This window comes from Flavobacterium sp., assembly GCF_004211145.1.
Lineage (GTDB): Bacteria > Bacteroidota > Bacteroidia > Flavobacteriales > Flavobacteriaceae > Flavobacterium.
Genome location: NZ_SEBS01000017.1, coordinates 22,719 through 49,480, shown reverse-complemented (window position 1 = coordinate 49,480; position 26,762 = coordinate 22,719). Strand labels below are relative to the sequence as shown.

The 26,762-nt window shown below is 47.1% G+C and carries 19 protein-coding genes and 1 riboswitch; of the genes, 3 read left to right on the top strand and 16 right to left on the bottom strand.

Annotation, left to right across the window (positions count from 1 at the left end):
* Positions 1-80: 80 nt before the first annotated feature.
* The 5 genes from dtd to EOO50_RS09690 all read right to left on the bottom strand — a co-directional run bounded on the left by dtd (position 81) and on the right by EOO50_RS09690 (position 5,138).
* Positions 81-533: a D-aminoacyl-tRNA deacylase gene (gene dtd / locus EOO50_RS09710; protein WP_290839611.1), complete on the bottom strand. Its 453-nt coding sequence runs from the start codon at positions 531-533 to the stop codon at positions 81-83.
* Complete coding sequence (gene rsgA, locus EOO50_RS09705) at positions 530-1,504, bottom strand: ribosome small subunit-dependent GTPase A (RefSeq protein ID WP_290839610.1); 975 nt, start codon at positions 1,502-1,504, stop codon at positions 530-532. The genes dtd and rsgA overlap by 4 nt, the downstream gene beginning before the upstream one ends.
* A gap of 143 nt (positions 1,505-1,647) precedes the next feature.
* Positions 1,648-2,730: a bifunctional 3-deoxy-7-phosphoheptulonate synthase/chorismate mutase type II gene (locus EOO50_RS09700; protein ID WP_290839608.1), complete on the bottom strand. Its 1,083-nt coding sequence runs from the start codon at positions 2,728-2,730 to the stop codon at positions 1,648-1,650.
* A gap of 214 nt (positions 2,731-2,944) precedes the next feature.
* Entirely contained in the window at positions 2,945-4,108 is a 1,164-nt protein-coding gene (locus EOO50_RS09695) for an aminotransferase class I/II-fold pyridoxal phosphate-dependent enzyme (RefSeq protein WP_290839607.1), read from the bottom strand.
* A gap of 199 nt (positions 4,109-4,307) precedes the next feature.
* Entirely contained in the window at positions 4,308-5,138 is an 831-nt protein-coding gene (locus EOO50_RS09690) for a prephenate dehydratase (RefSeq protein WP_290839606.1), read from the bottom strand.
* A gap of 344 nt (positions 5,139-5,482) precedes the next feature.
* Between EOO50_RS09690 and gldA the strand changes: the two genes are divergently transcribed.
* Positions 5,483-6,382 (top strand): gliding motility-associated ABC transporter ATP-binding subunit GldA, encoded by a 900-nt coding sequence (gene gldA, locus EOO50_RS09685; protein ID WP_290839604.1) that lies wholly within the window; start codon positions 5,483-5,485, stop codon positions 6,380-6,382.
* Between the two features lie 6 nt (positions 6,383-6,388).
* Here the strand turns inward: gldA and EOO50_RS09680 are convergent, their stop codons facing one another.
* The 9 genes from EOO50_RS09680 to EOO50_RS09640 all read right to left on the bottom strand — a co-directional run bounded on the left by EOO50_RS09680 (position 6,389) and on the right by EOO50_RS09640 (position 20,065).
* A complete protein-coding gene (locus EOO50_RS09680) occupies positions 6,389-7,129 on the bottom strand; it encodes a head GIN domain-containing protein (protein ID WP_290839602.1) in 741 nt (246 codons plus the stop codon).
* Between the two features lies 1 nt (position 7,130).
* Positions 7,131-8,231 carry an acyloxyacyl hydrolase gene (locus EOO50_RS09675; RefSeq protein WP_290839600.1) on the bottom strand — a complete coding sequence of 367 codons (1,101 nt, stop codon included), beginning with the start codon at positions 8,229-8,231 and terminating at the stop codon, positions 7,131-7,133.
* A gap of 98 nt (positions 8,232-8,329) precedes the next feature.
* Positions 8,330-10,024 carry an RDD family protein gene (locus EOO50_RS09670; RefSeq protein ID WP_290839599.1) on the bottom strand — a complete coding sequence of 565 codons (1,695 nt, stop codon included), beginning with the start codon at positions 10,022-10,024 and terminating at the stop codon, positions 8,330-8,332.
* 34 nt (positions 10,025-10,058) lie between these two features.
* A complete protein-coding gene (metF, locus tag EOO50_RS09665) occupies positions 10,059-11,015 on the bottom strand; it encodes a methylenetetrahydrofolate reductase [NAD(P)H] (protein WP_290839597.1) in 957 nt (318 codons plus the stop codon).
* Between the two features lie 73 nt (positions 11,016-11,088).
* Complete coding sequence (metH, locus tag EOO50_RS09660) at positions 11,089-13,752, bottom strand: methionine synthase (protein WP_290839596.1); 2,664 nt, start codon at positions 13,750-13,752, stop codon at positions 11,089-11,091.
* 348 nt (positions 13,753-14,100) lie between these two features.
* Positions 14,101-15,102 carry a homocysteine S-methyltransferase family protein gene (locus EOO50_RS09655; protein ID WP_290839595.1) on the bottom strand — a complete coding sequence of 334 codons (1,002 nt, stop codon included), beginning with the start codon at positions 15,100-15,102 and terminating at the stop codon, positions 14,101-14,103.
* 304 nt (positions 15,103-15,406) lie between these two features.
* Positions 15,407-15,509: riboswitch (SAM riboswitch) on the bottom strand.
* 78 nt (positions 15,510-15,587) lie between these two features.
* The gene (locus tag EOO50_RS09650; RefSeq protein ID WP_290839593.1) at positions 15,588-16,565 is read right to left on the bottom strand and encodes an alpha/beta fold hydrolase; all 978 of its coding nucleotides are present in this window, start codon (positions 16,563-16,565) and stop codon (positions 15,588-15,590) included.
* A 188-nt stretch (positions 16,566-16,753) separates the two neighbouring features.
* Complete coding sequence (locus tag EOO50_RS09645; protein ID WP_290839592.1) at positions 16,754-18,046, bottom strand: O-acetylhomoserine aminocarboxypropyltransferase/cysteine synthase family protein; 1,293 nt, start codon at positions 18,044-18,046, stop codon at positions 16,754-16,756.
* A 1,116-nt stretch (positions 18,047-19,162) separates the two neighbouring features.
* A complete protein-coding gene (locus tag EOO50_RS09640; protein ID WP_290839591.1) occupies positions 19,163-20,065 on the bottom strand; it encodes a choice-of-anchor J domain-containing protein in 903 nt (300 codons plus the stop codon).
* Between the two features lie 284 nt (positions 20,066-20,349).
* Between EOO50_RS09640 and metK the strand changes: the two genes are divergently transcribed.
* Together metK and EOO50_RS09630 are read left to right on the top strand one after the other, a co-directional pair.
* A complete protein-coding gene (metK, locus tag EOO50_RS09635; protein ID WP_290839590.1) occupies positions 20,350-21,600 on the top strand; it encodes a methionine adenosyltransferase in 1,251 nt (416 codons plus the stop codon).
* A 337-nt stretch (positions 21,601-21,937) separates the two neighbouring features.
* Positions 21,938-22,639: a hypothetical protein gene (locus EOO50_RS09630; RefSeq protein WP_290839589.1), complete on the top strand. Its 702-nt coding sequence runs from the start codon at positions 21,938-21,940 to the stop codon at positions 22,637-22,639.
* Between the two features lie 246 nt (positions 22,640-22,885).
* Here the strand turns inward: EOO50_RS09630 and EOO50_RS09625 are convergent, their stop codons facing one another.
* Together EOO50_RS09625 and EOO50_RS09620 are read right to left on the bottom strand one after the other, a co-directional pair.
* Entirely contained in the window at positions 22,886-25,612 is a 2,727-nt protein-coding gene (locus tag EOO50_RS09625) for a carboxypeptidase regulatory-like domain-containing protein (RefSeq protein WP_290839588.1), read from the bottom strand.
* 81 nt (positions 25,613-25,693) lie between these two features.
* Positions 25,694-26,596, bottom strand: coding sequence for a GLPGLI family protein (locus EOO50_RS09620; protein ID WP_290839587.1), 903 nt, complete (start codon positions 26,594-26,596; stop codon positions 25,694-25,696).
* Between the last annotated feature and the right edge of the window lie 166 nt (positions 26,597-26,762).

Sequence of the window (26,762 nt, the reverse complement as noted above, 5' to 3'; positions counted from 1 at the left end):
GGAGGATTCGAGTGGAAATTTGGAAATCTTTAACTTTTGTGGTGTTTCAAAAGTAATCCAATTTCTGAATTGAGCAAGTACTATTCGCGGTTTTTTGAATCGATTGTGATCGTGACGGGACCGTCGTTTAAAAGTGCGACTTTCATGTCGGCGCCAAATCGGCCGGTTTGGACTTTTCGGCCCGTTTCGAACTCGAGTTCGGCTACGAATCGTTCATACAACGGAATCGCGATTTCAGGTTTGGATGCCTTGATGTACGACGGACGATTGCCTTTTTTGGTAAGTGCGTGAAGCGTGAACTGGCTTACGACGATGATGTCGCCTGCGATTTCCTTGACCGACAAATTCATCACGCCGTTCTCGTCTCCAAAAATCCTCAGGTTTGCGATCTTGGCCGACAACCAGTCGATGTCTTCGCTCGCGTCTGAATCTTCAATCCCGACGAGAACCAAAAGGCCTTTCTCAATGGCTGCTATTTTTTCGCCTTCGACGGTCACCGAGGCTTCAGAAACGCGTTGAACGACGACTCTCATTGCTCGTGTTCATTTTTGGCGCGCTCGTCCTCGAAGTCGTTCGAGCGATAGTTTTCATCCTCGCCTTCAAGGATTTGGATATAGCTTTTGTATCGTGACCACGAAATCTCGTCTTTTTCGAGCGCTTCTTTCACGGCGCAATTCGGCTCGTCCTTGTGCAGGCAATTGTTGAATTTGCAGTCTTGTTTGAGTGCGAAGAATTCGGGAAAATAATCGCCGATTTCTTCCTTTTCCATGTCGATGATTCCAAAGCCGCGGATTCCCGGAGTGTCGATGATTCGGGCGTCGAACGACAAATCGAACATTTCGGCGAACGTCGTGGTATGCTGACCTTGTTGGTGTTGCAGTGAAATTGCCTTGGTTTTCAAGTCGAGTGTCGGTTCTATCGCATTTACCAATGTCGATTTCCCGACTCCCGAATGTCCTGAGAACATGCTCGTCTTTCCCGTCATTTTCTCGCGCAACTTGTCGATTCCTTTGTTTTGGGTCGCCGAAACCCGCAGGCATTCGTACCCAATTTGAGTATAAATGTGTTGCAGATACAATTGCTCGTCGAGCATCGCATCGTCGAACGTGTCGATTTTGTTGAATACGAGAACGGCTTTTATGTCATACGCTTCGGCGGTAACGAGGAAGCGGTCTATGAAGCTCGTCGTGGTCGTCGGGTTGTTTATCGTCACGATCAAAAAAACCTGGTCGACGTTGGCCGCGATGATGTGGATCTGTTTGGACAGGTTTACCGATTTGCGCACGATATAATTGTCGCGATCGTTGATGTTCGTAATCACGCCACGGTGTTCGTCGGTACTTTTGTCGAGTTCGTATTCGACGACATCGCCCACGGCCACGGGATTCGTGCTTCGGATTCCCGAAATACGAAGCTTGCCTTTGATACGACAATCGAGAAAATCACCCGATTCCGTTTTGATCGTGTACCAGCTTCCCGTTGATTTGTAAACGATTCCTGTCATGCCGCAAAATTAGCGAATTAGAAAATTAGCGGATTAGCGAATGTCCCGAAACTTTAAAAAACTTTCTCGCAAGGCCAAATTTCCTAAAAGTCGTCGCGTCGAATCGCCTAATTCGCTAATCCGCTAATTTTCTAATTTTCTAATTATCCATTCATCACCTTCTCCTGATGCGTAATACTTTCCTGGTGGATCGCCTTGAAAATCTTCAATACGAAGTCTTCGGTAAGGCCTTTGCTGCCGCCTTCGGCAATCATCTTGTCGAGGATTTCGTTCCAGCGTTTGTTTTGTAAAATCGCGACGTTCTTTTCTTTCTTGAGTTGTCCGATTTGTTCGGCGACCTTCATTCGATTGCCCAGGATTTCGAGGATTTTCGTGTCGGCGATGTCGATGCTTGCACGGAGATTGTTCATTTTTGAATTGAAATCGTCCTCATCGATCGTCATTTTCCGCATGCGCAGATCTTCGAAAATCTTTTTCAGGACTGTCGGCGTTACTTGTTGGGCGGCGTCGCTCCAAGCGTTTTCAGGGTCGATGTGCGTTTCGATGATCAATCCGTCGAAGTTTAAATCGAGCGCCTGTTGGGCGACTTCCTTGATCATGTCGCGTCTTCCCGTGATGTGTGACGGATCGTTTATCAACGGCAAATCAGGGAATTTACTTTGCAGTTCGATCGGCAGTTGCCATTCGGGAATATTGCGGTATTTCGTTTTTTCGTACGTTGAAAATCCTCTGTGGATCGCGCCTAGATTGCGGATTCCGGCGTTGTACAAACGTTCGATCCCTCCGATCCACAGCGCCAAATCCGGGTTTACGGGATTTTTGACGAGCACGATTTTGTCGGTTCCCTGCAAGGCGTCTGCGATTTCCTGGACGGCGAACGGATTTACGGTCGTGCGCGCTCCGATCCAAAGTACATCGATGTCGTGTTCAAGCGCCAATTTCACGTGGGTTGCATTCGCGACTTCTACGGCCATCGGCAAACCTGTTTCTGCTTTTGCTTTTTGGAGCCATTTGAGTCCGATCGCACCGACGCCTTCGAATCCTCCGGGACGTGTTCTTGGCTTCCAGATTCCGGCGCGGAAAAAAGAAACATCGGATTCTTTCAATTCACGCGCGATTTGCATGACTTGGTCTTCAGTTTCGGCGGAGCACGGGCCGGCGATTACGAGTGGATGAGTTAAGTTTAAGGCATCGAGCCAGTTGCGGAGTGATTTATCGTTTTCCATTTTGTCTTTTTGTTTTTAGTTTTGATTTTTTTGCCACGAAGACGCGAAGTCACGAAGGCTCTAAGTTTTTTATTTTTTCTTGCGTGGTGTATTTTTGCCACGGATACACGGATTTTCACGGATTTGGTTTGCGTTAAAGTGATTTTCAGAAAAAACTTTCAGTCTTCGTTATCCGTGAAAATCCGTGTATCCGTGGCTAAATTTAAGTCCGCGGCTAAATCTCTAATTTCTGTTCAAATCTAATTAGTACTTCCTCTATTTTTTCCTCAGACAAGCACAGCGAAAATCGGATATAGCCGTCTCCGTTGCTCCCGAAAATCGATCCCGGCGTAATGAACACGTGCTTTTCATACAGCAATTTATCCACGAAAGCTTCAGCGTTTGTAATGTGCGATGGCAATTTCGCCCAAACGAACATTCCCGCTGAATTCGTATCGTACGAACATTCCAACGAATCCGCAAATTTGAAAACCAAATCGCGTCGGCGTTTATAAATTTCGTTTTGCTTCTCGAACCATTCCTTTCCCGATTCAAGTGCAGCGATCGCGCCTTTCTGAATGCCGTAAAACATACCCGAATCCATGTTGCTTTTCACTTTGAGAACCGCGTCGACCAACGATTTGTTCCCGATGACGAACCCGACGCGCCAGCCTGATAAGTTAAACGTTTTCGAAAGCGAATTCAATTCGAGTGCAACGTCTTTCGCGCCTTTAACCTGGAAAATCGACATCGGAGCATCGTTCAACACAAAACTATACGGATTGTCGTTTACGATCAGGATTGAATGCTTTTTCGCGAAAGCGATCAGTTTTTCAAACAATTCCAAGGAACCTCGCGCGCCCGTCGGCATGTGCGGATAATTCACCCACATGATTTTAACTTTGCTCAAATCTTGATTTTCCAAAGCATCGAAATCGGGCTGCCAATCCAGATTCTCGGTCAAGTCGTAATATTTCGGGATTGCACCGACGAGATTCGTCACCGAAGAATACGTCGGATAACCCGGGTTCGGGATTAAAACCTCATCGCCTTCGTTCAAAAATGCGAGCGAAATGTGCATGATGCCTTCTTTCGAACCCATGAGCGGCAAAATCTCCGAATTGAAATCGGCGTCGACATCGAATTGGGTTTTGTAGAAATTTGCGATCGCTTTCCTGAGCTCGGGCAAACCTTGATACGATTGATATTGGTGCGCTCCGGCGTCAGACATCGCGTCTTTTATCGCTGAAATCACGGCTTCGGACGGTTGCAAATCGGGACTACCGATTCCCATGTTGATTACGGGATTTCCGGCGGCGATGAGTTCGCGGACCTCGCGTAGTTTTTGGGAGAAGTAGTATTCTTCGACGGTGTTTAATCTGTTTGCTAACTGTATCATTCTTTGAACTATTGGTGTTCGTTATTCGTTGTTCGGCGTTCGTTATTCGGTATTCGGCGTTCGTAGTTCGCTACTTTTTTTGCCACGAAGGCACGAAGGCACGAAGTTTTGGTTTTTTTTGTAAATGACGCTATAGGTCATGCTTGTCTTCTTTGAATGTCCAATAAATCAATGGATTTCGAACTTTGAAGTCATATCGTCATCGAATGCCAGCCTTGTACTCGCCAAGCACTTTGAAATGCGTCGTCATCAATTCCAAAATCTTTTTCGCTTTCTCATAATGTTTATACTTTTCGAATACGACATCGACGAAAAACGAATACTGGAAAGGCGTTTCTATGATCGGCATCGATTGGATTTTCGTCAAGTTTAACTTCGAACTCGTCATCATATTGAGCACCGACGCCAAAGCTCCGGGCGTATCGTCGAGCTCGAATTTGATCGAAGCCTTGTTGATTTCCTCTTTCGGGATTACCTTATTCTGCGTCTTCACGATCACGAAACGCGTCATGTTGCTTTTGACGGTGTGGATTCCGGGTGCGAGGATTTCGAGATCGTACATCGAGGCCGCAATCGGAGCCGCGACTGCCGCGATTCCCTTGAGGTTGTTTTTCTTGATGCGTTCTGCGGTCTCGGCCGTGTCGCCGCTTTCAACCAACTTGATGTGCGGATATTGCGCAAAGAAAACCCCGCATTGCAACAACGCGATCGGATGCGAATGTACCTCAGTGATTTCCTCGATTTTCTGCCCCGGAAGCGCCATCAAATTCATGTGAATGTTCAAGTAATGTTCTCCGATAATGTGCAAATCATTCTTATCGATCAACGCGTAATTCGGGATTATCGAACCCGCAATCGAATTCTCGAGCGCCATCACGCCTTTATGGGCGCGGTTTTCTTTTAACGAACGCACCAACGATTCGAACGACATGCATTCGTCGAGCGCACTTTGCCCAAAGTATTCGCCCGCAACCTGATGGTGGAACGAACCTTTGATACCCTGAATCGCTATTGTTAAATCTGTTTCCATTTGTAAAACTCTTTTTAGAGCCAAAAAAAAATCCCGACTTGGAGTCGGGATTCGTATCGTTTTCTTGAATTAATAATCAACTAGAGCAACTATACAACAATCCCGGTTCCCTTGCGGAAATAATAAGAATTGCTAAAATAAAACCAGTTGCTGTTCATTTTTATACTTGCTTGCGGCTAAAGTAGCAAAATAAATTTACGCGATTGCCTAAAACCGGGATTTTTTGAAATTTTTAGGAGGTTCGCAACCAAAGCGCAAATACAAGCACAATCTGCAAAGTGAATGCGCGTTATTTTGTTACTTTTGCTTCACTCGCGGCGATGCCCGAATTAAAACAAACCTCTATGTCAATCGAAGTCAGCAACATTTCCAAGAGTTACGGGACGCAAAAAGCGCTCGACAATGTTTCCTTTTCTGTCAAGAAAGGCGAAATCGTTGGTTTTTTAGGTCCGAACGGCGCCGGAAAATCCACGCTCATGAAAATCCTGACCACTTACATAAACGCCGATTCGGGCAGCGCGGCCGTGAATGGTTTCGATGTTTCGGACGATGAAAAATCGGTGCAGAAATCAGTCGGATATCTACCCGAACACAATCCGTTGTACCTCGATTTATATGTTCGTGAATATTTGAATTTCAACGCCGACGTCTATAACGTGAAGAAATCGCGCGTCGAGGAAGTCATCGAACTCACGGGTCTGACGCCTGAGAGCCACAAGAAAATAGGACAACTTTCAAAGGGTTACCGACAACGCGTCGGGCTTGCGAACGCGCTTCTGCACAATCCCGACGTTCTGATTCTCGATGAACCGACAACCGGGCTCGACCCGAACCAACTCGTCGAGATCCGATCGGTGATCAAAAACGCCGGAAAAGACAAAACAGTTTTCCTTTCCACGCACATCATGCAGGAAGTCGAGGCGATTTGTGACCGCGTGATCATCATCGACCACGGCAGGATCGTGACCGACAAACAGATCGAGAAACTGACCGAAGTCTCGCAACAGATCATCGAAGTGGAATTCGATAAAGTTGTCTCGCAAGAAACTATAGACACGATCCCGAATCTTCAATATTCGAAAAACGTTTCGGGAAATATTTGGGAATTGACGTTCGCGACTGAAAACGACATGCGTTCGGCGATTTTCGATTTCGCGCAACAAAACGGCTTGAAGACGTTGCAGTTGAACCAGAAAAAGGAAAATCTGGAATCGGTGTTCCGAGAGATGACGAAGAAGAAATAATTCGGATTATTCAAAAATCAATCTTCCCGACCAATGTTCGACCACGTCAACATTTGCTGGCTGCGACTTGCAGATGATGTTGCCCGTGCTGTAAATATTTCCCGAGATCGTCTGCGTCGGATGCACGATCATGTCGTTTGACCCGCGGTGGAAGACCTTGATCTCGTCGGCGAGGAAATCGGCTCCTTCAAAACGCCCGATGCCGTCGTAGAAATTGAGCAGCAGCTGATCCGTTTGACCCGTTATGTAAAAGGCCGCGACGTGGTTGCTTTCAATGACCAGCTGGCCGTTGTTGACCGCGATGTGAAAATCGCCCGTCCCGACGCCGTCAAAGAAATCCATCGAGAACAATCGCAACGTTGGAAACGTCAACACGCCGTCAGACACGATGTCTTTCTCAGTGTTCGAGTAGATTTCCTCGAGGTTCGGCGCCGTGATGAACACTTTTGTCTGTCCGTATGCACGCACTAAATTACATCCCGAATCGTCTTTCAATGTCAACATTCCGTCCTGGACTTTAAAGCTCACGTCGTCGATTATATTTTCACCCGATTGAATGCTCATCGCATAGTCGTCGCCCTGTTTCACGACAAGCGCGATGCCCGGGAACACTGAAATTTTCGTGAATGGAGTTTGTGAAACGTCGATCGGTTTGGTCACGACCTTGCCCGTACTTTTTATGCAATTGTCGTTCACACCGCAACTCGCAGCAAGAATCAAAACCAGTAAAAGAACTATTTTTTTCATGTCAAATGCGAATTCCAATTCCGACTTCTATCGCTTCTGCCCTGCCGCCGTGCGCTTTTAGGGCTATGCCGCCAAATATGTTTTTGCTGACGTAATATTTCGCGCCAAGCCTTTGGTACAAGTCGATTTCGTAATCGAAAGGTTTGTAGACGTAATAGCCGAGTTGCGCCTCGACCGACAATCGGTTGATAAACAATTCATGTCCGACGAAAACACCTACGCGCTTGTAATCGGTATCGGGATCCAGATACGGACGATCGGGATAGGCGACCGACGAATATCGGATAAACTCTTTCAGGTATTTCGAGAAGAAGACGTCGGCACCCAATTGCAGCGCGCTTTTGCGTCCGAGGCGTTTGTCGACGGCCAAACCGATATGGTAAAACGGATATTGTCCGCTGCCCGTGATCGGACTTTCGCTTACGCCCGATCGGAAATACAAACTGTAGCGCAATGGCTCGCGGAAGGATTTGTTGTCGATGGAATCGTTTCGGATATATTTGGGCTGTTTCTCGTCGATGTTGTAATTCACCCCGACGTTCACCGCATACGTATTTATGCCGCTGTTGGGCGACTTGATGCGTCCGTTCGAGAAATGCGTGAACATCATTCCGGCCTGAGCCCCGAAACGCCCGACGAGATTTTCCTTCTTGAAATTGAGCATGAACAGATTGCTGCTCATGAGGCGAGAACCGAACGCGTTGTTTTTGAAATTCGTTTCCTTGTCGTACGGATTCGTGGCAAAACCGACGCCTTGCGAAATCCGGAACTGTAAATGTCGATTCAAAAAGTAAAAATTGTAGTGCAACCCGATCGCGTATGCCTCGCCCAAATATTCGTTCTTGAAATCCTGGTATTGCAGCGACATCCCGTAATCAGGATAATTGTAGGCCTGTTGCCATTCCTTTTCGCCGAAAGTCTGGCGGTTGAACGAAATCAGCACGCCTTCAGGATGGCCGGTGATCAAATGCGTGATGTCGTCGGTGTGTTTGTAGATGTTTCCGCGGAAATACGAAACTTCGATGTTGGTCGTTTCAGGCGCTTCCTGGGCGAATGAACTCGCGCAGAGCAGTAAAATAACGATACGGAAAAATTGACGCATTTGATTTCGGAAAGGGCAAATATAGTAGAGAAGTGCTGAAGTGCAAGATGCTGATGCGTGAAAGTCGGCGACTCGGTCAAATCGGAACTATCGAAACATTATTTGATCGGCGAAATCACGACTTGAGAAACATTGCTTTCGCGCGATAATTTGTAGCGGCTCGTGCGTTCCAACGTGTCTTTGAACGTGAGTTCGACTTCAAACGCGTCGAGCACGTCGCCTTTTCCCATGATGACAAGTTGGGCCGAGTTTCTTGAGATCGGCATTGGTAACTGGCCGTAACCCAACGACCATTTCGCATCGTCGTCGTCGCTTTTAACGTCGATCAGTCGCGCCGTCCAAGCACTGTTGGTGAGGCGTAAATAATGCGCGTCGTTGCTTTGCTTGCCTTCGGGATCGATTGCAATGTCGGTACTGGCAATATTTAAATCGGGTTTATACAGATCAAAAAATTTGGCGATTCGATAGTTCGACGTTTTTTGCGGAACTGCGAATCCTTTTGACGTACGATCGTCTTCAGCAAGCACGCCTCTTTTCAGCGCGCTTATTTGAATTTGAATTTGTTTGAATTTGCTTTTGTGCAGTCGGTAATATTGTTCGAGACGATACGCATCCTGCGGGATATTGCGGTCCACTGAATCGGTCGGAATTTCCTCGATCATCGTAGCCGTTACCGTTGCACCGTTGACTTTTTCGACTTTCAGGACAATTTCGGGACCGTAATTCAAATCGTATAGTCGGATCAAATTATTTGTATCGAGATTGTTCAGCCGTTCATTGAATTCATCTTGTTGCGCGTGCTGTTCCCGTTCAAATTCTACTAACGAAATGTTCTTTTCGACGGCGTTGTACGCAAACACTCCAAATATGCAAATGGCAATCGTTCCTAAAAATGCAAACCAATAATTTCTCGTTTTAAAGCCCGTCGATTCCAATCTTGTTACTTGCGTTTGCGACCAGCGATCGTGCCAGTTGGCATTCATTAGGAACGAAAATGCTTCAAACGGTACGAAACGTGAAAGTGTGCGCGTGAAGATGTTTGAGAATTGCGGTTTTTCGCCGTCGTCGATGGTGACTATCGTATTTGACAACAATTTGCCCGGTGTTGCGCCGAAAATTCCCTCGAAAAATAAATAGTAAGAAAGACTACAAATAAAATACAAGATCCAAACGCTGACACGGTCGCCTAAAATGTCTTCCATGCTACGCGCGATACTTTGAAAAAACCGCGTGTTTATCAGCAATTCGAACAAAGGCCAAAAGAACGCGACAATCAATAAAATGTCGACGATGTAATTCAGCAAACGTTTGCCGCGCGATGCGTCGTCATAGATCTTGACCGACGATGTTTCATACTGATTTTCAACAAACGAAGCCTGCTGATTTTCCTGCAATGCTTTCAGGAAGACGAACGACATAAATGTCAACCCAAGCGTAACCAGCATCGAAATTACGAATATCGGATTCGCAATACCGACAGCACCAAATGACGAAATGCTGATTATGATTGACAGGAAACCCAAAATTTTCGAAAACACCATCATCGAAAACATAAACTTGACGATGCGCGATTCCCGAAAATTCGTGCGCCAAAAAATCAAGCTGCCGAAGAAGAAAAACAAATACAAACCAAATTGATATACGTTGAACCCGAACGTAATGCCCGATTTCAACGAATCAACATACACCAAATTCATCCAGCCCGAATATCGGATCGCCGACTGCGGCAGCAATTGCGAAATCATTCCCAAAATCGAAATTGCGAACGAAATGATAGCGATTTTCCTCAACATCTTTTTTTGTGCAAGGTGCGAATTTTGTTTCGCGCTAAAAAATTTCCTTCGCGATCGACTTAATATTCTCCGCCTTCCCCATCGAATAATAATGCAACACCGGAATTCCCGCTTTCACGAGTTCCTTGCTTTGCTCGATGCACCATTCGATGCCGATTTGTTTGATCGCGTCGTTGTCTTTGGCTTTGACGACGGCCATGATCAGGTCGTCGGGCAAATCGACGCTGAAGCGATGCGGGATTTGGTTGAGTTGTTTCTTGGTCGAGATCGGTTTCAGTCCCGGAATGATCGGAACCGTGATACCGTTCGCGCGGCACTTTTCGACGAAATGGAAGAACTTTTTGTTGTCGAAGAACATTTGCGTCACGATGTAGTCGGCGCCATTCTTGATTTTTTGTTTCAGATAATAAATGTCCGAATCCAGACTCGGTGCTTCCATGTGTTTCTCAGGATAACCCGCGACACCGATGCAGAAATTCGTCGTGTTCACGTTCTTGAGTTCGCTGTCGAGGTAAATTCCGTTATTGAGATTTGAGATCTGGGAAACGAGTTCGGTCGCGTAATTGTGTCCTTCGTTTTCAGGTCGGAAATAAATTTCGGATTTGATCGCATCGCCTCTCAAGGCAACGACGTTTTGGATGCCGAGGAAGTCCAAATCGATCAACAAATTCTCAGTATCTTCTTTCGTAAAACCGCCGCAAAGCACGTGTGGCACGGCGTCGACCTGATAACGGTTTTGGATCGCAGCGCAAATCCCAACCGTTCCCGGGCGTTTCTTGACAACTTTCTTTTGCAGCAGACCATTTTCGAGTTCCTTGAATTCGTATTCCTCGCGATGGTACGTGACGTCGATGAACGGCGGGTTGAATTCCATCAGCGGATCGATGCCGTCGAAAATCGATTGTATGTTCTGGCCTTTCAATGGTGGCAAAATTTCGAAGGAGAAAAGGGTTTTGCCTTGGGCGTTTTGTATGGTTTCGGTTACTTTCATGTTTTAATTTTTGTTTAGAATTTCGAGTTTAGAGTTGATTGCGGTTAACCCGAAACTCTAAACCCTAAACAATTTAATCGGCGATATTCGGATTCAGCCATTTCGCGGCGACCTCAAACGAAACCCCACGGCGTTTGGCGTAATCGGTGACTTGATCTTCCTTAATTTTTCCGAGTCCGAAATACTTACTTTCCGGATGCGCGAAATAATAACCTGAAACCGACGAAGCCGGCCACATCGCCATGCTTTCGGTCAAGGTTACGCCGATTTGATTTTCGACGTCAAGCAATTTCCAGATCGTCGGTTTTTCGAGATGGTCGGGACAAGCCGGATAACCCGGTGCGGGACGGATTCCTTTGTATTTTTCAGAAATCAATTCCTCGTTCGACAAGGTTTCATCGGCGTCATAACCCCAGATTTCCTTGCGGACTTTTTCGTGCAGATATTCGGCAAACGCTTCGGCCAAACGGTCGGCGAGCGCTTTTACCATGATCGAATTGTAGTCGTCGAGATCTTTCTCGAATTCGGCGGCCCATTCGTCGACTCCGAAACCGGTCGTGACGCAAAACGCGCCCATGTAATCGGTGACGTGTTCGTCTTTTGGCGCGATGAAATCACTCAACGCGATATTTTTCGCGCCTTTTGTTTTTTGGTTCTGTTGGCGCAGCGTTAGGAATTTCACGAGGTCGTTCCCGTTTTCATCCGAAATTTGGATATCGTCATCATTGACTGTGTTCGCAGGATAAATCCCGAAAATTCCTTTAGCCGACAATCGTTTTTCAGACACGATCTGATCGAGCATTTTTCTCGCGTCTGCAAACAACGACGTCGCTTCTTCGCCTACAACGTCATCGGTCAAAATCGCCGGATATTTCCCGTGCAATTCCCAAGTCCTGAAAAACGGCGTCCAGTCGATGTAGGGAACGAGTTCCGAAAGTTCGACTTCGACGGTTTTGGTGCCGATGAAATTTGGTTTCACGGGCGAGAAATCAAGTTTCAATTTATTCACACGAGCTTGTTCGATCGTGAGGAAATCCTTGTCGCGACTGCGGTTCAGATAACCATCGCGAAGTTTGTCGTATTCCGATCTCAATTCGGAAGCGTATACAATTTTATTCGAATTCAATAAATTTTGGGCGACGGTTACCGCACGCGACGCATCGTTTACATGGACGACGGTTTCGCGATATTCCGGTGCGATCTTGACGGCCGTATGCGCGCGAGAAGTTGTCGCTCCGCCGATCATCATTGGGATTTTTATGTTAAGCCGATCCATTTCCTTGGCGAGATAGACCATTTCGTCTAGCGATGGCGTGATCAATCCCGAAAGGCCGATGATATCTACGTTTTCACGGATGGCGGCTTCGATGATTTTTTCAGGCGGAACCATGACTCCTAAATCGATGATCTCGTAATTATTGCATCCGAGCACGACCGAAACGATATTCTTCCCGATGTCGTGCACGTCGCCTTTTACCGTTGCCATTAAAATTTTCCCTGCCGATTGCGATGTCCCGTCTTTTTCGGCTTCTATATAAGGTAAAAGATACGCGACCGCTTTTTTCATGACACGAGCCGATTTTACGACCTGTGGCAAGAACATTTTCCCGCTTCCGAACAGGTCGCCCACGACGTTCATTCCAGCCATTAAATTCTGTTCGATCACGTGTATCGGTTTCGCCGATTGTTGGCGCGCGTCCTCGACATCGATCTCAATAAATTCGTCGATTCCTTTTACCAAAGCGTGTGTCAACCGTTCCTGGACCGTTCCCGAACGCCATTCCTGGATCGCTTTTTCGTCGTTTTTGACGTGGCCTTTGAAACTTTCGGCCAAATCCAATAGTCTTTCGGTGGCGTCTTCGCGTCGGTTCAAGAGAACGTCTTCGACCGCTTCGAGCAGGTCTTTGGGGATTTCGTCATAGACTTCGAGCATTTCGGGATTCACGATTCCCATCGTCATGCCGTGTTGGATCGCGTGGTACAAAAACGCCGAGTGCATGGCTTCGCGCACTTTGTCGTTGCCTCTAAACGAGAACGAGACGTTGCTCACGCCGCCCGAAATATTCGTGTACGGAAGGTTTTCACGTATCCATTTCGTTGCCCGAAAGAAGTCGAGCGCGTTGAGTTTGTGCTCGTCCATTCCAGTGGCGACCGGAAAAATGTTCGGGTCGAAAATGATGTCTTCAGCCGGAAACCCGACTTTGTCGACCAAAATATCGTACGATCTTTTGCAGATTTCGATGCGACGCTCGTAATTATCGGCTTGACCGACTTCATCGAACGCCATCACGATCACGGCCGCTCCGTAGCGTTTGACGAGTTTGGCGTGATGAATGAACAGTTCTTCGCCTTCCTTTAATGAAATCGAGTTGACGACGCTTTTTCCCTGCGCGACTTGCAATCCGGCTTCGATGATTTCCCATTTCGAGGAATCGATCATGACGGGAACGCGCGAAATATCGGGTTCCGACGCGATCAGGTTGAGGAATTTGGTCATGGCCGCGACGCCGTCGAGCATGCCTTCGTCCATGTTGATGTCGATGATCTGGGCGCCGCCTTCGACTTGTCCGCGCGCGATGTCGAAGGCTTCGTCGAATTGTTCTTCTTTGATCAGGCGTAGGAATTTACGCGAACCGGTTACGTTGGTGCGCTCGCCTACGTTGATGAAGTTGGTTTCGGGCGTGACAATTAGGGGTTCGAGACCCGATAATTTTAGATATTTTTTTTGTTCCGGCATTCTGTTTTTGCCACTGATGGCTTTTTATTTTTTATCGTGGATGCTGTTTTTTTGGCCACAGATTGCTGCGCCAATTCGCTTCGCTCGGGTCACAGATTTTTATTTGCTCTTGCGCAGATTTTTTGCTGCAAACTCGCTAATTCTTGTTTTAAATTTTTGCCGAGATTTTGCCACGGACTTTGATTTTATTTTGTCGCTTTATTTTCTTGCCACGGATACACGGATTTTCACGGATCACACGGATTATACTCGTGCCGATTGTCATCTCTTGGTTTGAATTAACAAGCCTGTTTTTACAAAAAACGATGCTTTTTAAATCCGTGAAAATCCGTGTATCCGTGGCTAAAACTAAGCTGTCTCAAATGCTTTTCGCGGCTGATAATTTGCGGCAACGTCGGCAATCAATTTTATATGTTCAGGCGTCGTGCCGCAGCATCCGCCGATGATGTTGATTAAATTTTCATCGAGATAATCCTTGATCAGCGCTTGCATTTCCTCAGGTGTTTGGTCGTATTGACCGAAGGCGTTCGGTAATCCTGCATTCGGGTGAGCCGAGATGTTTAGTGACGTGTTTTGCGCCAGACGTTTCAAATACGGACGCAACTGATCGGCGCCAAGCGCGCAATTGAACCCGACAGAAAGCAACGGAATGTGTGAAATCGAAATCAAAAATGCCTCAACCGTTTGACCCGAAAGTGTTCGTCCCGATGCATCGGTGATCGTGCCCGAAACCATGACGGGAATGTCGAGGTTGCGCTCTTCCTTGACTTCTTCGATCGCGAACAACGCGGCTTTGGCGTTCAGCGTGTCGAAAATCGTTTCGACCAATAAAATGTCGGAACCGCCATCGATCAAAGCCTCGACTTGTTGTTTGTAAGCGACGCGCAAATCGTCGAACGTGATCGCGCGATAACCCGGATCATTGACGTCAGGCGACATGCTGGCCGTGCGGTTTGTCGGGCCGATGGAACCGGCGACGAAACGCGGCTTTCCTGGATTTTGGGATTCGAACTCGTCGGCGACTTCGCGTGCGATTTTCGCCGATTCGTAATTGAGTTCGTAAACCAAGTCTTCCATGTGATAATCGGCCATCCCGATCGTGGTTCCCGAAAATGTATTGGTTTCGACGATATCGGCTCCCGCAGCGAAATATTGACGGTGTACGTCTTTAATCGCTTCGGGTTGCGTGAGTGTCAAAAGGTCGTTGTTGCCTTTTAGCGGATGCGGGAAATCTTTGAAACGCTCGCCACGGTAATCTTCTTCAGAAAAATTGTGGCGTTGGAGCATTGTGCCCATTGCGCCGTCGAGGACGAGGATTCTTTTTGAAATTGCTTCTTGAATTTTAGACATAGGTTTTAGATTTTCAGATTTCAGATTTTCAGATTTTCAGATCCGATCTATCCTTGAAGGGCGATCTGTCAATCTAAAATCTGTCAATCTGTCAATCCCGAGCAACACGGCAATGCGAAACGATCACGTCCTAAATAGCCCGGATGGCAGCGGTTATCCTTTTTGGGCAACCTGCAAGGTTTTCAGAACCTTGTAGGTTTTGCCCAAAAAGATAATAGCGGACAGCCGGACAAAACGTGCAACGTGAACTCACGCGTCGTGCTCCTAAAAATTAAAACCGTTATGGAAAGTGAGAAAATTCCTTTAGTTATCTGTCCGAATTTCGTCGGTAGAATGTAGCACCTTCTTTTGGCAAAGGGTTGCTAAGGCTTCTGCGGGTCTAATCCCTCGGCCTTTCGTGATAACGGCGTTATGTGAATGAACAGTGCAAAGTAACGTGATTTTGGTTTACTGTGCAAGTGTTATTTTGAATGAAATTTTGAACCTTAAGAACTCAAAACGTTGGAGAAAATCGGGGAAAGGATTTGAGAAAGTTGTTGGGATTCGATCAAGAACGCGTCGTGGCCGTGGATCGATTGGATTTCATGGTGGAAAACATTGGTTTTGAACGGAAGCAATTCGGTGATTGTCGCTTTGTTTTCGTGGGCGACGTAAAAATAATCGGTGTCGACTGAAACGATGTGGATGTTCGCCGTAATGTGCGATGCGATGTCGATGAAACTGCCGCGATTCCTTGAAATGTCAATGGTTTTGAGCAAATGATTCATGAGTTTATAGGCCGAAAGCGTAAACCTATTCTGCAATTTCTCGCCGTGGCTGACGAGCCAGTTCTCGATCTTGAATTCTTTTCCCGATGTTTCGCGGTTGAAGCGCAACGCGAGTGATTGCGGCGTTCGATATAAAAGCATCGCGTGGAGGCGAGCGTCAGGTATCGGATCGTTGGAATTGTTGAGGATTTTGTCTTGGATCAAAACGTTCGCGATTACCCAATCGGTGGCTTTCCAATCGGTCGCGACGGGAATCAGGTTTTGGATGGAAGTTGGCCGGAGCGCCGACATTTCCCAGGCGATTCCTCCGCCGAGGCTTCCTCCTATGACGGCGAATAATTTCCCGACCTTGAGGTTTTCAAGTGTTTTCCAAAAAATGGAAGCGATGTCTTTCGCCGTGAAATCGCGGTAGTTTTCGATAAGGTTTTCCGGATCCTGGTCGAAACCGTTTCCCGGAATATTGATCGCGATAACCGTAAAATTGTTTAGATCAATCGTTTTGTTGTAGCCGATGAGTTCCTGCCACCAGCCGTTTTTCCCCGAGACGTTCGAGTTTCCCGTGAGCGCGTGATTGACGAGAACGATTGGCGCGGAACCGATTTCAGGCCCGAACGTTTGATAGAAAACGTTTAGGTTTTGGAGGATTTTCCCGTTTTCGAGTTCGTGGCTGAACGTGACTTTCTTAAGATTTTCCATATAGATTTTTAAAAGTAAAGCCGCCCGCCGAGGCAAGGCGACTTTCACAAACCAAAAAAAACAAGATTTTAATATTTTAAAGCAGGCTCGGATTTTGAACCATAAAGGTCATTTAGCGTTTCCGCAACGAAATCGTCTGTCTTTCGACTTTTCTTTCGACTTTCGACTTTTGACTTTCGACTAAAATCTCAAATCTTCTGCGTCGCCCTGATCAACGCGAAAACCGCCTTCAAATCCGCCTTCAAATCCTCTATATCTTCAAGCCCGACCGACAGTCGGATCAAGTCTTTCGTCACGCCCGTCGCTTCCTGTTGCTCGTCGCTGAGTTGCTGGTGCGTCGTGCTTGCAGGATGGATGATGAGTGATTTCGTGTCTCCGATGTTCGCCAGGAGCGAGAACAATTTCGTGGCGTCGGCGACTTTTTTCGCGGCTTCGAAACCGCCTTTGTGGCCGAACGTCACGATTCCGGATTGTCCTTCGGGCAGATATTTTCGCGCCAAATCCTTGTATTTCGACGACGGCAGTCCCGGATAATTCACCCACGCGACGTCTTCCTGTTGTTCGAGCCAAAGCGCCAGTTTGAGTGCGTTGTCGCTGTGTTTCTGGATTCGGATGGAAAGCGTTTCCAAACCCTGGATCGTCTGGAACGCGTTGAACGGACTTAATGCGGCACCGAAATCACGCAAGCCTTCGATCCGGACTTTCGCGATGAATGCCGCGGGGCCGAGCGCTTCGTGATAGACCAATCCGTGATAACCCGCGGACGGCTCGGTGAATTCAGGGAATTTCCCGTTGCTCCAATCGAATTTTCCGGCGTCGATGATCACGCCTCCCAATGACGTTCCGTTTCCGGAAATGTACTTGGTCAAGGAGTGGATGACGATGTCGGCGCCATGTTCGATCGGATTTAACAAATATGGCGTAGCTACTGTATTGTCGACGATGAACGGCACTTTGTAATCTTTGGCCTGGGCCGAAATCGCGTCGAGATCAAGTACGTCGAGTTTCGGGTTTCCGAGTGATTCGGCGAAGAAGGCGCGTGTGTTTTCTTTTGCGGCTTTTGAAAAATTTTCAGGATCGGACGGATCGACGAAGGTTGTCGTGATGCCGAGACGCGGCAAGGTGACCGATAACAAATTGTACGTTCCGCCGTACAAACTGTTCGACGCGACGATGTGATCGCCGGCGCGCAACAGGACCAATAAAGCCGTTGTCAACGCCGCCGTTCCCGATGCCGTGACGACCGCCCCGATTCCGCCTTCAAGTGCGGCGAGCCGTTGTTCGAGCACGTCGTTCGTCGGGTTGTTGAGGCGTGTGTAAATGTAGCCGGGTTCGGCAAGCGCGAAAAGGTTGGCCGCGTGATCGGCGTTGTTGAATACGTACGACGTTGTTTGGTAGATCGGAACCGCGCGTGTTCCTCCATTTTTGGTTACGTCGTGGCCTGCGTGCAGGGCGTTGGTGGAGAATTTTTGTGTGCTCATGATTTTTGTTGTTTAATTGTTGAAACGTTTAATTGAGGCGTTTTTGTTGATTTGTTCATTTGTTCATTTGTTGATTTGTTCATTTGAGTCATTGCCTTCCGATGGTGTTGTCGTTTGTTATTCGTCTTTCGTCATTCGTCGGTTGCCTTCCGTGGGCTTTTTTTGCTCAATTGTTTAATCGTTTGTTTAATCGTTGAACTGTTTAATCGTTTAGTTGAAATTTGTCTAGCGATGGTTTTTCGTTTGTCATTCGTCGTTCGTCGTTCGTCAGTTGCCTTCCGTGGGCGTTTTTTTGTTCATTTGTTTAATCGTTTGTTTAATCGTTGAACTGTTTAATCGTTTAGTTAAAATTTGTCTAGCGATGGTTTTTCGTTTGTCATTCGTCTTTCGTCGTTCGTCAGTTGCCTTCCGTGGGCGTTTTTTTGTTCATTTGTTCATTTGTTCATTTGAGTCATTGCCTTCCGATGGTGTTGTCGTTTGTCATTCGTCTTTCGTCTTTTGTCTTTCGTCATTCGTCTTTCGTCATTCGTCTTTCGGCCAAAAAAAAAGCCCCTCTGGATGGCTTACCAAAAGGGCTTCGAAATACACAAATTATAACTTGTTATGTTGTTCGATGTCGGGCATGGCGAGCCGGGCGAAAGAGTCGCATACAACAACAGATATTTTTTTGATTTTTCATTTTTTGGATTTGTTGATTTATTCCGCTGCGCTCCATCAGTTCGGCTGCGCCTCGGGTGTTGATTTGTTGATTCGTTTATTTGAGTCTTGCCTTCCGTTGACGTTGCTTTTCGACCTTTTGACTTTACGACTTTTGATTTTTGATTTTTGACTAAAAACAAAAAGCCTCCCAATTTCTCGGGAGGCTTGCTTATATCTTAAACTCAAGATTAGGCAACGGCGTATCCCGCGGATGATTCCGGACGACAGATACACATTTGACAGATGATGAATTTCATTTTACTTTTCTTGAATCACAAACTTCCTAACTATTTTTTGATTATCCAAACGAAACTTTGAAATTTAACAGAAATCGTTATCGTTTCTTCAGCAACTATATATCGAATAAAAAAGCCCCTCGTTTTATTGAGAGGCTTTTTGAAGTTTATCCGTGTGGGATTAGTGTTTTAAAAATTTGGAAACGCCGCTTCCGTCTTCAGTTTTCACACTGATCGTGTAAGCGCCCACAGCAAGGTCCGATGTGACCAACTGGATGTCGCTCATGCTTGCGAAGTCGACCGATTTCACGATGCGTCCGTTCAAGTCAGAAATCTGTACGTTCTGGATTGCGCTGCCATTCGTGACCGAAAGGTTGAGCATTTCACGCGCGGGATTCGGATACATACTGATGTTGCTTTTGAAGAAATCCGAAGCTCCGGCAGTCGGGCGATCCACAGAAACTGCGTCGACACCGATGAAGTTCGAATTATTCCCGCTAGGTCCGGCGCTTGTCGGAACTGTATAGCGGAACGCGAAACGGGCATCAGTCGGCGCAGACAATCCCGCAACCGTATACGTATACTGTGTCCAAACCTGCGGATATCCGGAAGCCGTCGGGAAAACGGTATTTACGGTGACGCCCAAGGTCGTGTAGTCGCCGAGACCTGTCGGGCCAGCCGGGTTTACCGAAGCGGCTCCGTTCGTACTGACACGAAGTTCAAGGTTGTCGGCATAAATAGATCCCGTGGCAGTTCTCGTATAGAATGAAATCACGTCGCCATTCATAAGGTTCAAAACGGGCGACATGAGCCAAGTGCTGATGACACCGGTTCCGGTCGTGCTGTTGAAGTTCGCTCCCGCGTAACCTGTTTGTCCACCGTTGTAGCCAGCAAAAGTGGTTCCGGCACCGCCTCTGAACCAACCCAACGTTCCCGTCGGAGCACTTTGATTTGTTTGCGTCCAGCCTGTGGGCAACGTTACCGGATCGCCTAATGCATCAAAATTTTCTGTCAGAAGATTCGTCTGGGCGTTGGCCGTTACGGCAGCAACCAATAGAGAAAAAGTAAGTAGAATTTTTTTCATAATTTTTTCGATTTAGTTTTACTTGAAGCAATTTAATCAAAGTATATGTTAATTCCTACAACACAATCGCAAAAAGTAAGAATTAACATTCTTATACGAACTTGCTCCGACATTTATAAAAAAAAATGATTCGGTTATGTATTCAATCTGCAATTCCTATATTTGCACCCGTCAATAAGAGGAAAAATTTGACTGATTGCAACCTCGTTAAAAAATGCTAAAGCAGATTTCTTCTTTAGCCATCTGGTTGCCATTCCTCTCGAAACTTAAAAATTTAAAGTATTATGGCTTATTTCTTTACGTCGGAATCCGTTAGCGAAGGACACCCAGACAAAGTTGCCGATCAAATTTCGGATGCACTGATTGATAACTTCCTAGCGTTCGACGCCGAGTCGAAAGTGGCTTGCGAAACACTTGTAACCACAGGTCAGGTCGTTTTGGCGGGCGAAGTGAAATCAAAAACATATCTCGACGTCCAGCAAATCGCTCGCGACGTGATCAAGAAAATCGGATACACGAAAAGCGAATACATGTTCGAAGCGAATTCTTGCGGCATCCTTTCAGCGATCCACGAGCAATCGAGCGACATCAACCAAGGTGTCGATCGTGCGAGCAAAGAAGAACAAGGCGCGGGCGACCAGGGAATGATGTTCGGATATGCGACGAACGAAACCCAGGACTACATGCCGTTGGCGCTTGACTTGTCGCACAAGTTGCTTCAGGAACTGGCCGAATTGCGTCGTGAGAACAACGAGATCAAATACCTTCGTCCCGACGCGAAATCACAGGTTACGCTCGAGTACGACGACAACAACAAACCGTCGCGCATCGAAGCGATCGTAATTTCTACGCAACACGATGACTTCGACGAAGAGCCAACAATGCTTGCGAAAATCAAGAAAGACATCATCGATATCTTGATTCCGCGCATCATCGCGAAATATCCGCAATACGCACACTTGTTCAACGATGCGATCCATTACCATATCAATCCGACAGGAAAGTTCGTCATCGGCGGGCCTCACGGAGATACAGGTTTGACGGGACGTAAGATCATCGTTGATACATACGGTGGAAAAGGCGCTCACGGAGGCGGAGCTTTCTCAGGAAAAGATCCATCAAAAGTGGACCGTTCAGCGGCTTACGCGACGCGTCATATCGCGAAAAACCTTGTCGCTGCCGGAGTCGCCGATGAAATTCTTGTTCAGGTTTCCTACGCGATCGGAGTTGCAAAACCGATGGGGATTTTCGTAGAGACTTACGGAACTTCAAAAATTGGTTTGTCTGACGGGGAAATCGCGAAGAAAGTCGAGAACGTATTCGACATGCGTCCGTACTTCATCGAACAACGCCTTAAACTAAGAAACCCGATCTATAGCGAAACCGCGGCTTACGGCCACATGGGACGCAAACCTGAAACGGTAACGAAGACGTTCAAAAATCCGTACGGAGAAGAAAAAACCGTGACTGTCGAGTTGTTTACTTGGGAGAAATTGGACTTCGTCGATAAGGTGAAGGCTGACTTTGGGATTTAATTGACAATGAAGAATTGACAATTGACAATGTCGATTGCACTGTATAGGAAGCCGTGATTTTTGATCGCGGCTTTTTTTATTTGGGCGCGTCCGCGCGGCAGGAAGTTCATAAAGTTGAAATTGCCTTTTGCCGCGCGGTCAAGCTGTCGGCTTTATCTTTTGGAAACCTCAAAGGTTTTATTCCGCTGCCCTCCATACAGTTCGGCGTTGCCTCGGGTTAAAAACCTTTGAGGTTTACAAAAGTACCGCGTTTCATTTACCCAAAACAACCTTTCACTGATTTTCAGGAATCTCCGCTTCCATATTCCACTATATTTGGCGCACGCCAATTCAGCTTATGGAAAACAAAAACAGACTTCTCGCCATCTTGTTCGCCGCCGTGGCAGCAATCAGCTTCTCCGGGTTTTATCATTCTTATTTTGCTTTGTTCCCGAATCTCGGGCGGTTCTATTTCGTGACGCATATACATTTGTTTTTGTTCGTATGTTGGTTCGCGTTGGTGATCGCGCAGCCCATTCTCATCAGGAAGCGCAAAATGGTTTTGCATCGGAGGTTAGGACGAATCTCGTATTTTCTTGCGCCTTTGCTCGTGATCTCGATCTTTGTGCTGGTTTGGAATTCCGTCCCGAAAAATTACGCCTTATCGCCCGAACAAGCCGGAATCATCGCAATCGGTGGCGTACTCGACGCGATTCTCTTTAGCGTTTGCTATGTCATCGCGATGGTAAAAAAGAAAAACCTGCGCTGGCATGTCGCATTCATAATCGGGGCGACTTTGGTCGTGCTCAATCCGGGTTTGGGCCGACTGATCGGTTATTATGCTGGAGAATTCGGAATCTTGGCGATGGTCGTGACACCGTATCTCGTGTCATTGTCGATCGTAATCTATGAGAAAGTAAAACTTAAACGCCCGATGCTCAAAAACCCGTACTTGCTATTCGCATTATTCTGGACGTGTGAGTTGGCGCTGTTTATCATCGTTCCGCAAACGGATTTCTGGAAAGAGCTGCTGCAAAACGTGGTCGCGATACAATCGTGAATTGAAGCATTTCCGCTAGCCCCGATGGAAGCGGTTAGCCTTTCGAGAAGAACGCCGACGTTTTGTGTGCGCGCCGAAGCGACCGACGGAAGCTCTTGGCGCGCGCTACAAAACCGGCGTTTTTGAGAAAGCTAATAGCGGACAGCGGGAAATTGCTTCGAAAAGACGTAAGATAACAGATGAAAAGATGATAGACGATTCTGACTTCGACCGTCTATCATCTATCCGTCTATCATCTATTATCTCTTACAAATTATACTTCAAACTAAAAATCACATACCGCGGCTGCACAAAATACTGAGAGTTCGTCACGCGGAACTGGTCGAAACTGTTGTCGTTGAGCGAGGTCGTGTTGAGCAGATTCGTCGCGGCCAGTTTGTATTCCCATTTGCTGCCTTTCTTTTGGTAGATCAGGCTTGCGGTCAGGAAATCGTATTCGTTGTCGACGCTGTTGGACGCATCGCCTTTGTTGTAATAGTGATAAAATTCGTACTCGGTCACGAACGAAAACGCATCTAAGAAATAGTAGTCGAGCTTCGCGAACGGCCGATCGGTATAGAATGTCTGGTCGTTGTAGTCGTTTACGGTGAAGTTGTAACCGATCTCGAGGTTGGGCATTTTCTTGAAATTCGTCGAAGCGCTAACGCGGTAATTCTGCGTAAAACTTTCGGTGACGCGGCGGTCTTCGCTGAGCGTTCCGTTTGGAATGTCGGGCACGATCACGATGTTGTTGAATTTGGAATAATTGACAGTCGCTCCGATCGACGCCTTGTAGTATTTCAGGAACGAACGCCCGTAGTTTCCGGCGGCCGAAACGGTCTCGTCGGCAAACCTCGAATTGAACGGCTCCGATGTCTGGTTCACGCCATCGAAAAACGCGCGGTTCTTCACGGCATCCATGCGTCGCGTATAGGTTATGTTGCCGAAAACGTTCTCGAAATTGAACATGTTGTATCGGAAATAACGCAGGGAATGCACTTGCGACGTCGCGTTCTCAAGCGTGCGCGTGCCGCTGAACAAACTGTTGTAATTCGAAAACACGTATCCTTCAGCCAGTTGGTTGATGTCGGTAAAATCGTTCGTCATCGAGAAATTGTACGTGAGCGTTTCCGATTTCTTGATCTGCCAAAGCGCGTACATGTCGGGCAAAAATCGAAAGAAATCGCGCTTGAATTCGCTGCCCAATTGATCGTTGTTCATCGAATACGTATGCACGCTGAAGCCCGGATTGAACGTGAGTTTCCCCGTCATGATCTTGTAATGCAGCCCGACGAAAGCGTCGTTGAACGTGTAATTCACGTCGTTGTTGTTCTCGGGCGCTTCGAGGTCGTTGCGTGTTCCGTTGTCGAGAATCTGGAAAATGCTCGAGTCGAAATTCTGGTGCGAATACGTGTCGCCGACGGTCACGTTTATGTTGCTTTTAGGCGTGACCATGTAATAATAATCGACTTTCGCGTCGAGTTTATTGGTCTTGACGAATCGTTTCTGGTTGATGTCGTTTCGGTTCTGGCCAGCGATGTAGCCCGACAAATCGAACGGCTGCGTCGCCAGATTCGCATTGTAGAACGGGTCTTCGTCCTGATACAGATGCTGCATTTCGACGGCGAAGACGTTCTTTTCGTTCTTGGTGTAATACAGACTCAGGTTTTGGTTAAGCGTGATTGGGTTTTGTTTCTTCTTCGTGAAAATGCTTTCGGTCGTGGAAACGCCGTTTTCGATGGATTCGCGCAGCAGATCGTTGTCCTCATCCTGTTTCGATGTTTTGAGCATCACGTCGTAATCGAACTGGAACGTCGTGCTCGGTTTGTAGCTCGAACTCAATTTGAACAATCCGAAATTGCTTTTTTGGTGCGCGGTTTCCTCTCGGTTTTCCTGCGTATCTTCTTCGAGGTAATCGGTTTGGGACGTGGTTTCGAGATCGGTTTTGGACGACGAAAGAATCGCGAATCCGCTGATCGTCCAGCTTTTCGCGGGACTGTACGAGAAGTTTGCCGCCCCGAAGTCGGTTTCGATTTCCTTGGCGCGATTGTTCCTGAGCAACGAAATTCCCAAGTCGTTCGACGAAACGTTGAAGTTCGTGCCGCCTTTGCGCATCATCGAACGGAATCCGCCCGTCATTTTAAAGTAATCCTGGATCGTGAGCGGCAGTTCGCCTATGTTGTTGAAATTCGTGATCAGGTTGATGCTGAATTTCGGGTTGTAGTAGAACAGTTTCGGATTCACGACATAACGCGATTCCTCATGTCCGACGCCGATTCCAGCCGTGACATCGCCGAACCAGAAGTTCTTCTTGCCTTCTTTGAGCTTGATGTTCATCGCGACGCTTTCCTCGTTGTTTTCGAGTCCTTTCAATTGTCCGATTTCGTTGTAATTGCGCAACACCTGAATTTTGTCGATCGCGTCGGCAGGAATATTCTTGACGCCGAGTTTTGTATCTCCGTCAAAGAAATCCTTGCCTTCGACCATTAGTTTTTGGACTTTTTTGCCCTCGACCTCGACTTCACCGTCGGCATTTACTTCGACTCCGGGAAGTTTCTTGAGCACATCTTCGAGTTTGCGCTCGGTTCCGGTTTTGAACGAGTCGGCATTGTACACGATCGTGTCGCCTTTGATCGAAACCGGCATTTCGCGCACGATCTCGACGTCGTTCAATTGGATTCCGCCCGCTTCCATTTTGATGGTCTGCGTCATGTTTTCGCCCGTCGTCGTCACCGAAACTTCCTTGTTCGCCATGCCCAGATAACTCACTTTGACCGTGTACGTCGCATTGGCTTTGAGGTTGAGATAGAATTTCCCTTTGTCGTTCGTGATCGCGTACGAATCCATGCCTTTCGTCGCGACGTTGACCGCCATGACGTTCGCCATTTCGAGCGGCTTTCCGTCGTTGTCGACGATTACGCCATCGAGTCGGATGTTCTGTGAAATTGCCACAGATGAAAAAATAAGAAAGAAAAGAATGGTAAAATTCTTCATGTTTGTGTGTTTGGTAAAAAGTCAGCCGCGAATTCGAGAATGCGATAAAACCTCACATTCGCGAATTCGCGGCTAAAAAGATTAATTCATTCTCATCGACGGACGACCTTGTCCGGGCCCGTTTCCGCCGTTCATTTCGCGCAGTTCCTCCATTTTCTTGACCACGATTTCGTCGTATTCTTTCTGTGAAACGACTTTACCTGCGGTCGGCGCTTTGATGGATACCTTGTCTTTTGGATTCAGGACGATCTTCGAACACAGCACGATTGTCTTCCCGTCGTTGATCTCGAGAATCAATCCGGGTAATCCCCAATAACTTTCGGGCCCTTGATTCACTGGGATTTCGGGTGCGTACCAAGCGGTGATCGTGACTTCTTTTGGCATTTCGACCTGATCCATCAAATTGGTTTTTTTCTCGGACTCGGCTTTGGCTTTGGCCTCGTCTTCTTTCTTTTGTTCGTCGCGACGTTTCGGCCTGAAATTCCTGAAGTCGGATTTACTGACGGGAATGATCGCGGTGGCTTTGTAACAGGTATAGTTTCCGATTTGCTTGGTTTCGCTTTCCATTTTCCAGTTGAGTTTCGGGAGCGAATCCTTGACCAGAAATTCCTTGCCCATGAATTCTTTGTCGACCGTGTATGTTTTGGTTTTGACGTCTTTATAGTAGGTTCCGCCGCCGCCCATCATCGAGGTCATCATTCTGAAACCGCCGCCCTGTCCGCCCGGGGCTTCCAGTTTTTCCTCTTCCTTGTAGATCGACGCCGATTTGTCGAAGTTGAGGATGAAGGTTTTTTCAAACGCGGCTTTCATGCGTTCCTCGAACATTTTTTGCATTTCGGGCGTGATGTCGCGGTTGCCGCTCATCTGGGCCTTGAAGTCGGCCGTACTCGTTTTCGATTCGTAAACCGCCATCCCTTGGAATTCCTGGGCTTGCGTGATAAATCCCGACATAGCGAGGATTACTCCAATAATTATTTTTCTCATATTCTTAAGTTTTCTTCTTAACATTATATATATGTTTTGCTCAACCAAACGTCGGATGCTTTTCGTAGGAAAAACACGCGACGACTGAAAAAGTTCCAACCGTAGTTTCGACACGGCAAATATGACGGATTCGCCCACGTTTTGTTACCAACGATTCGTTAAATGT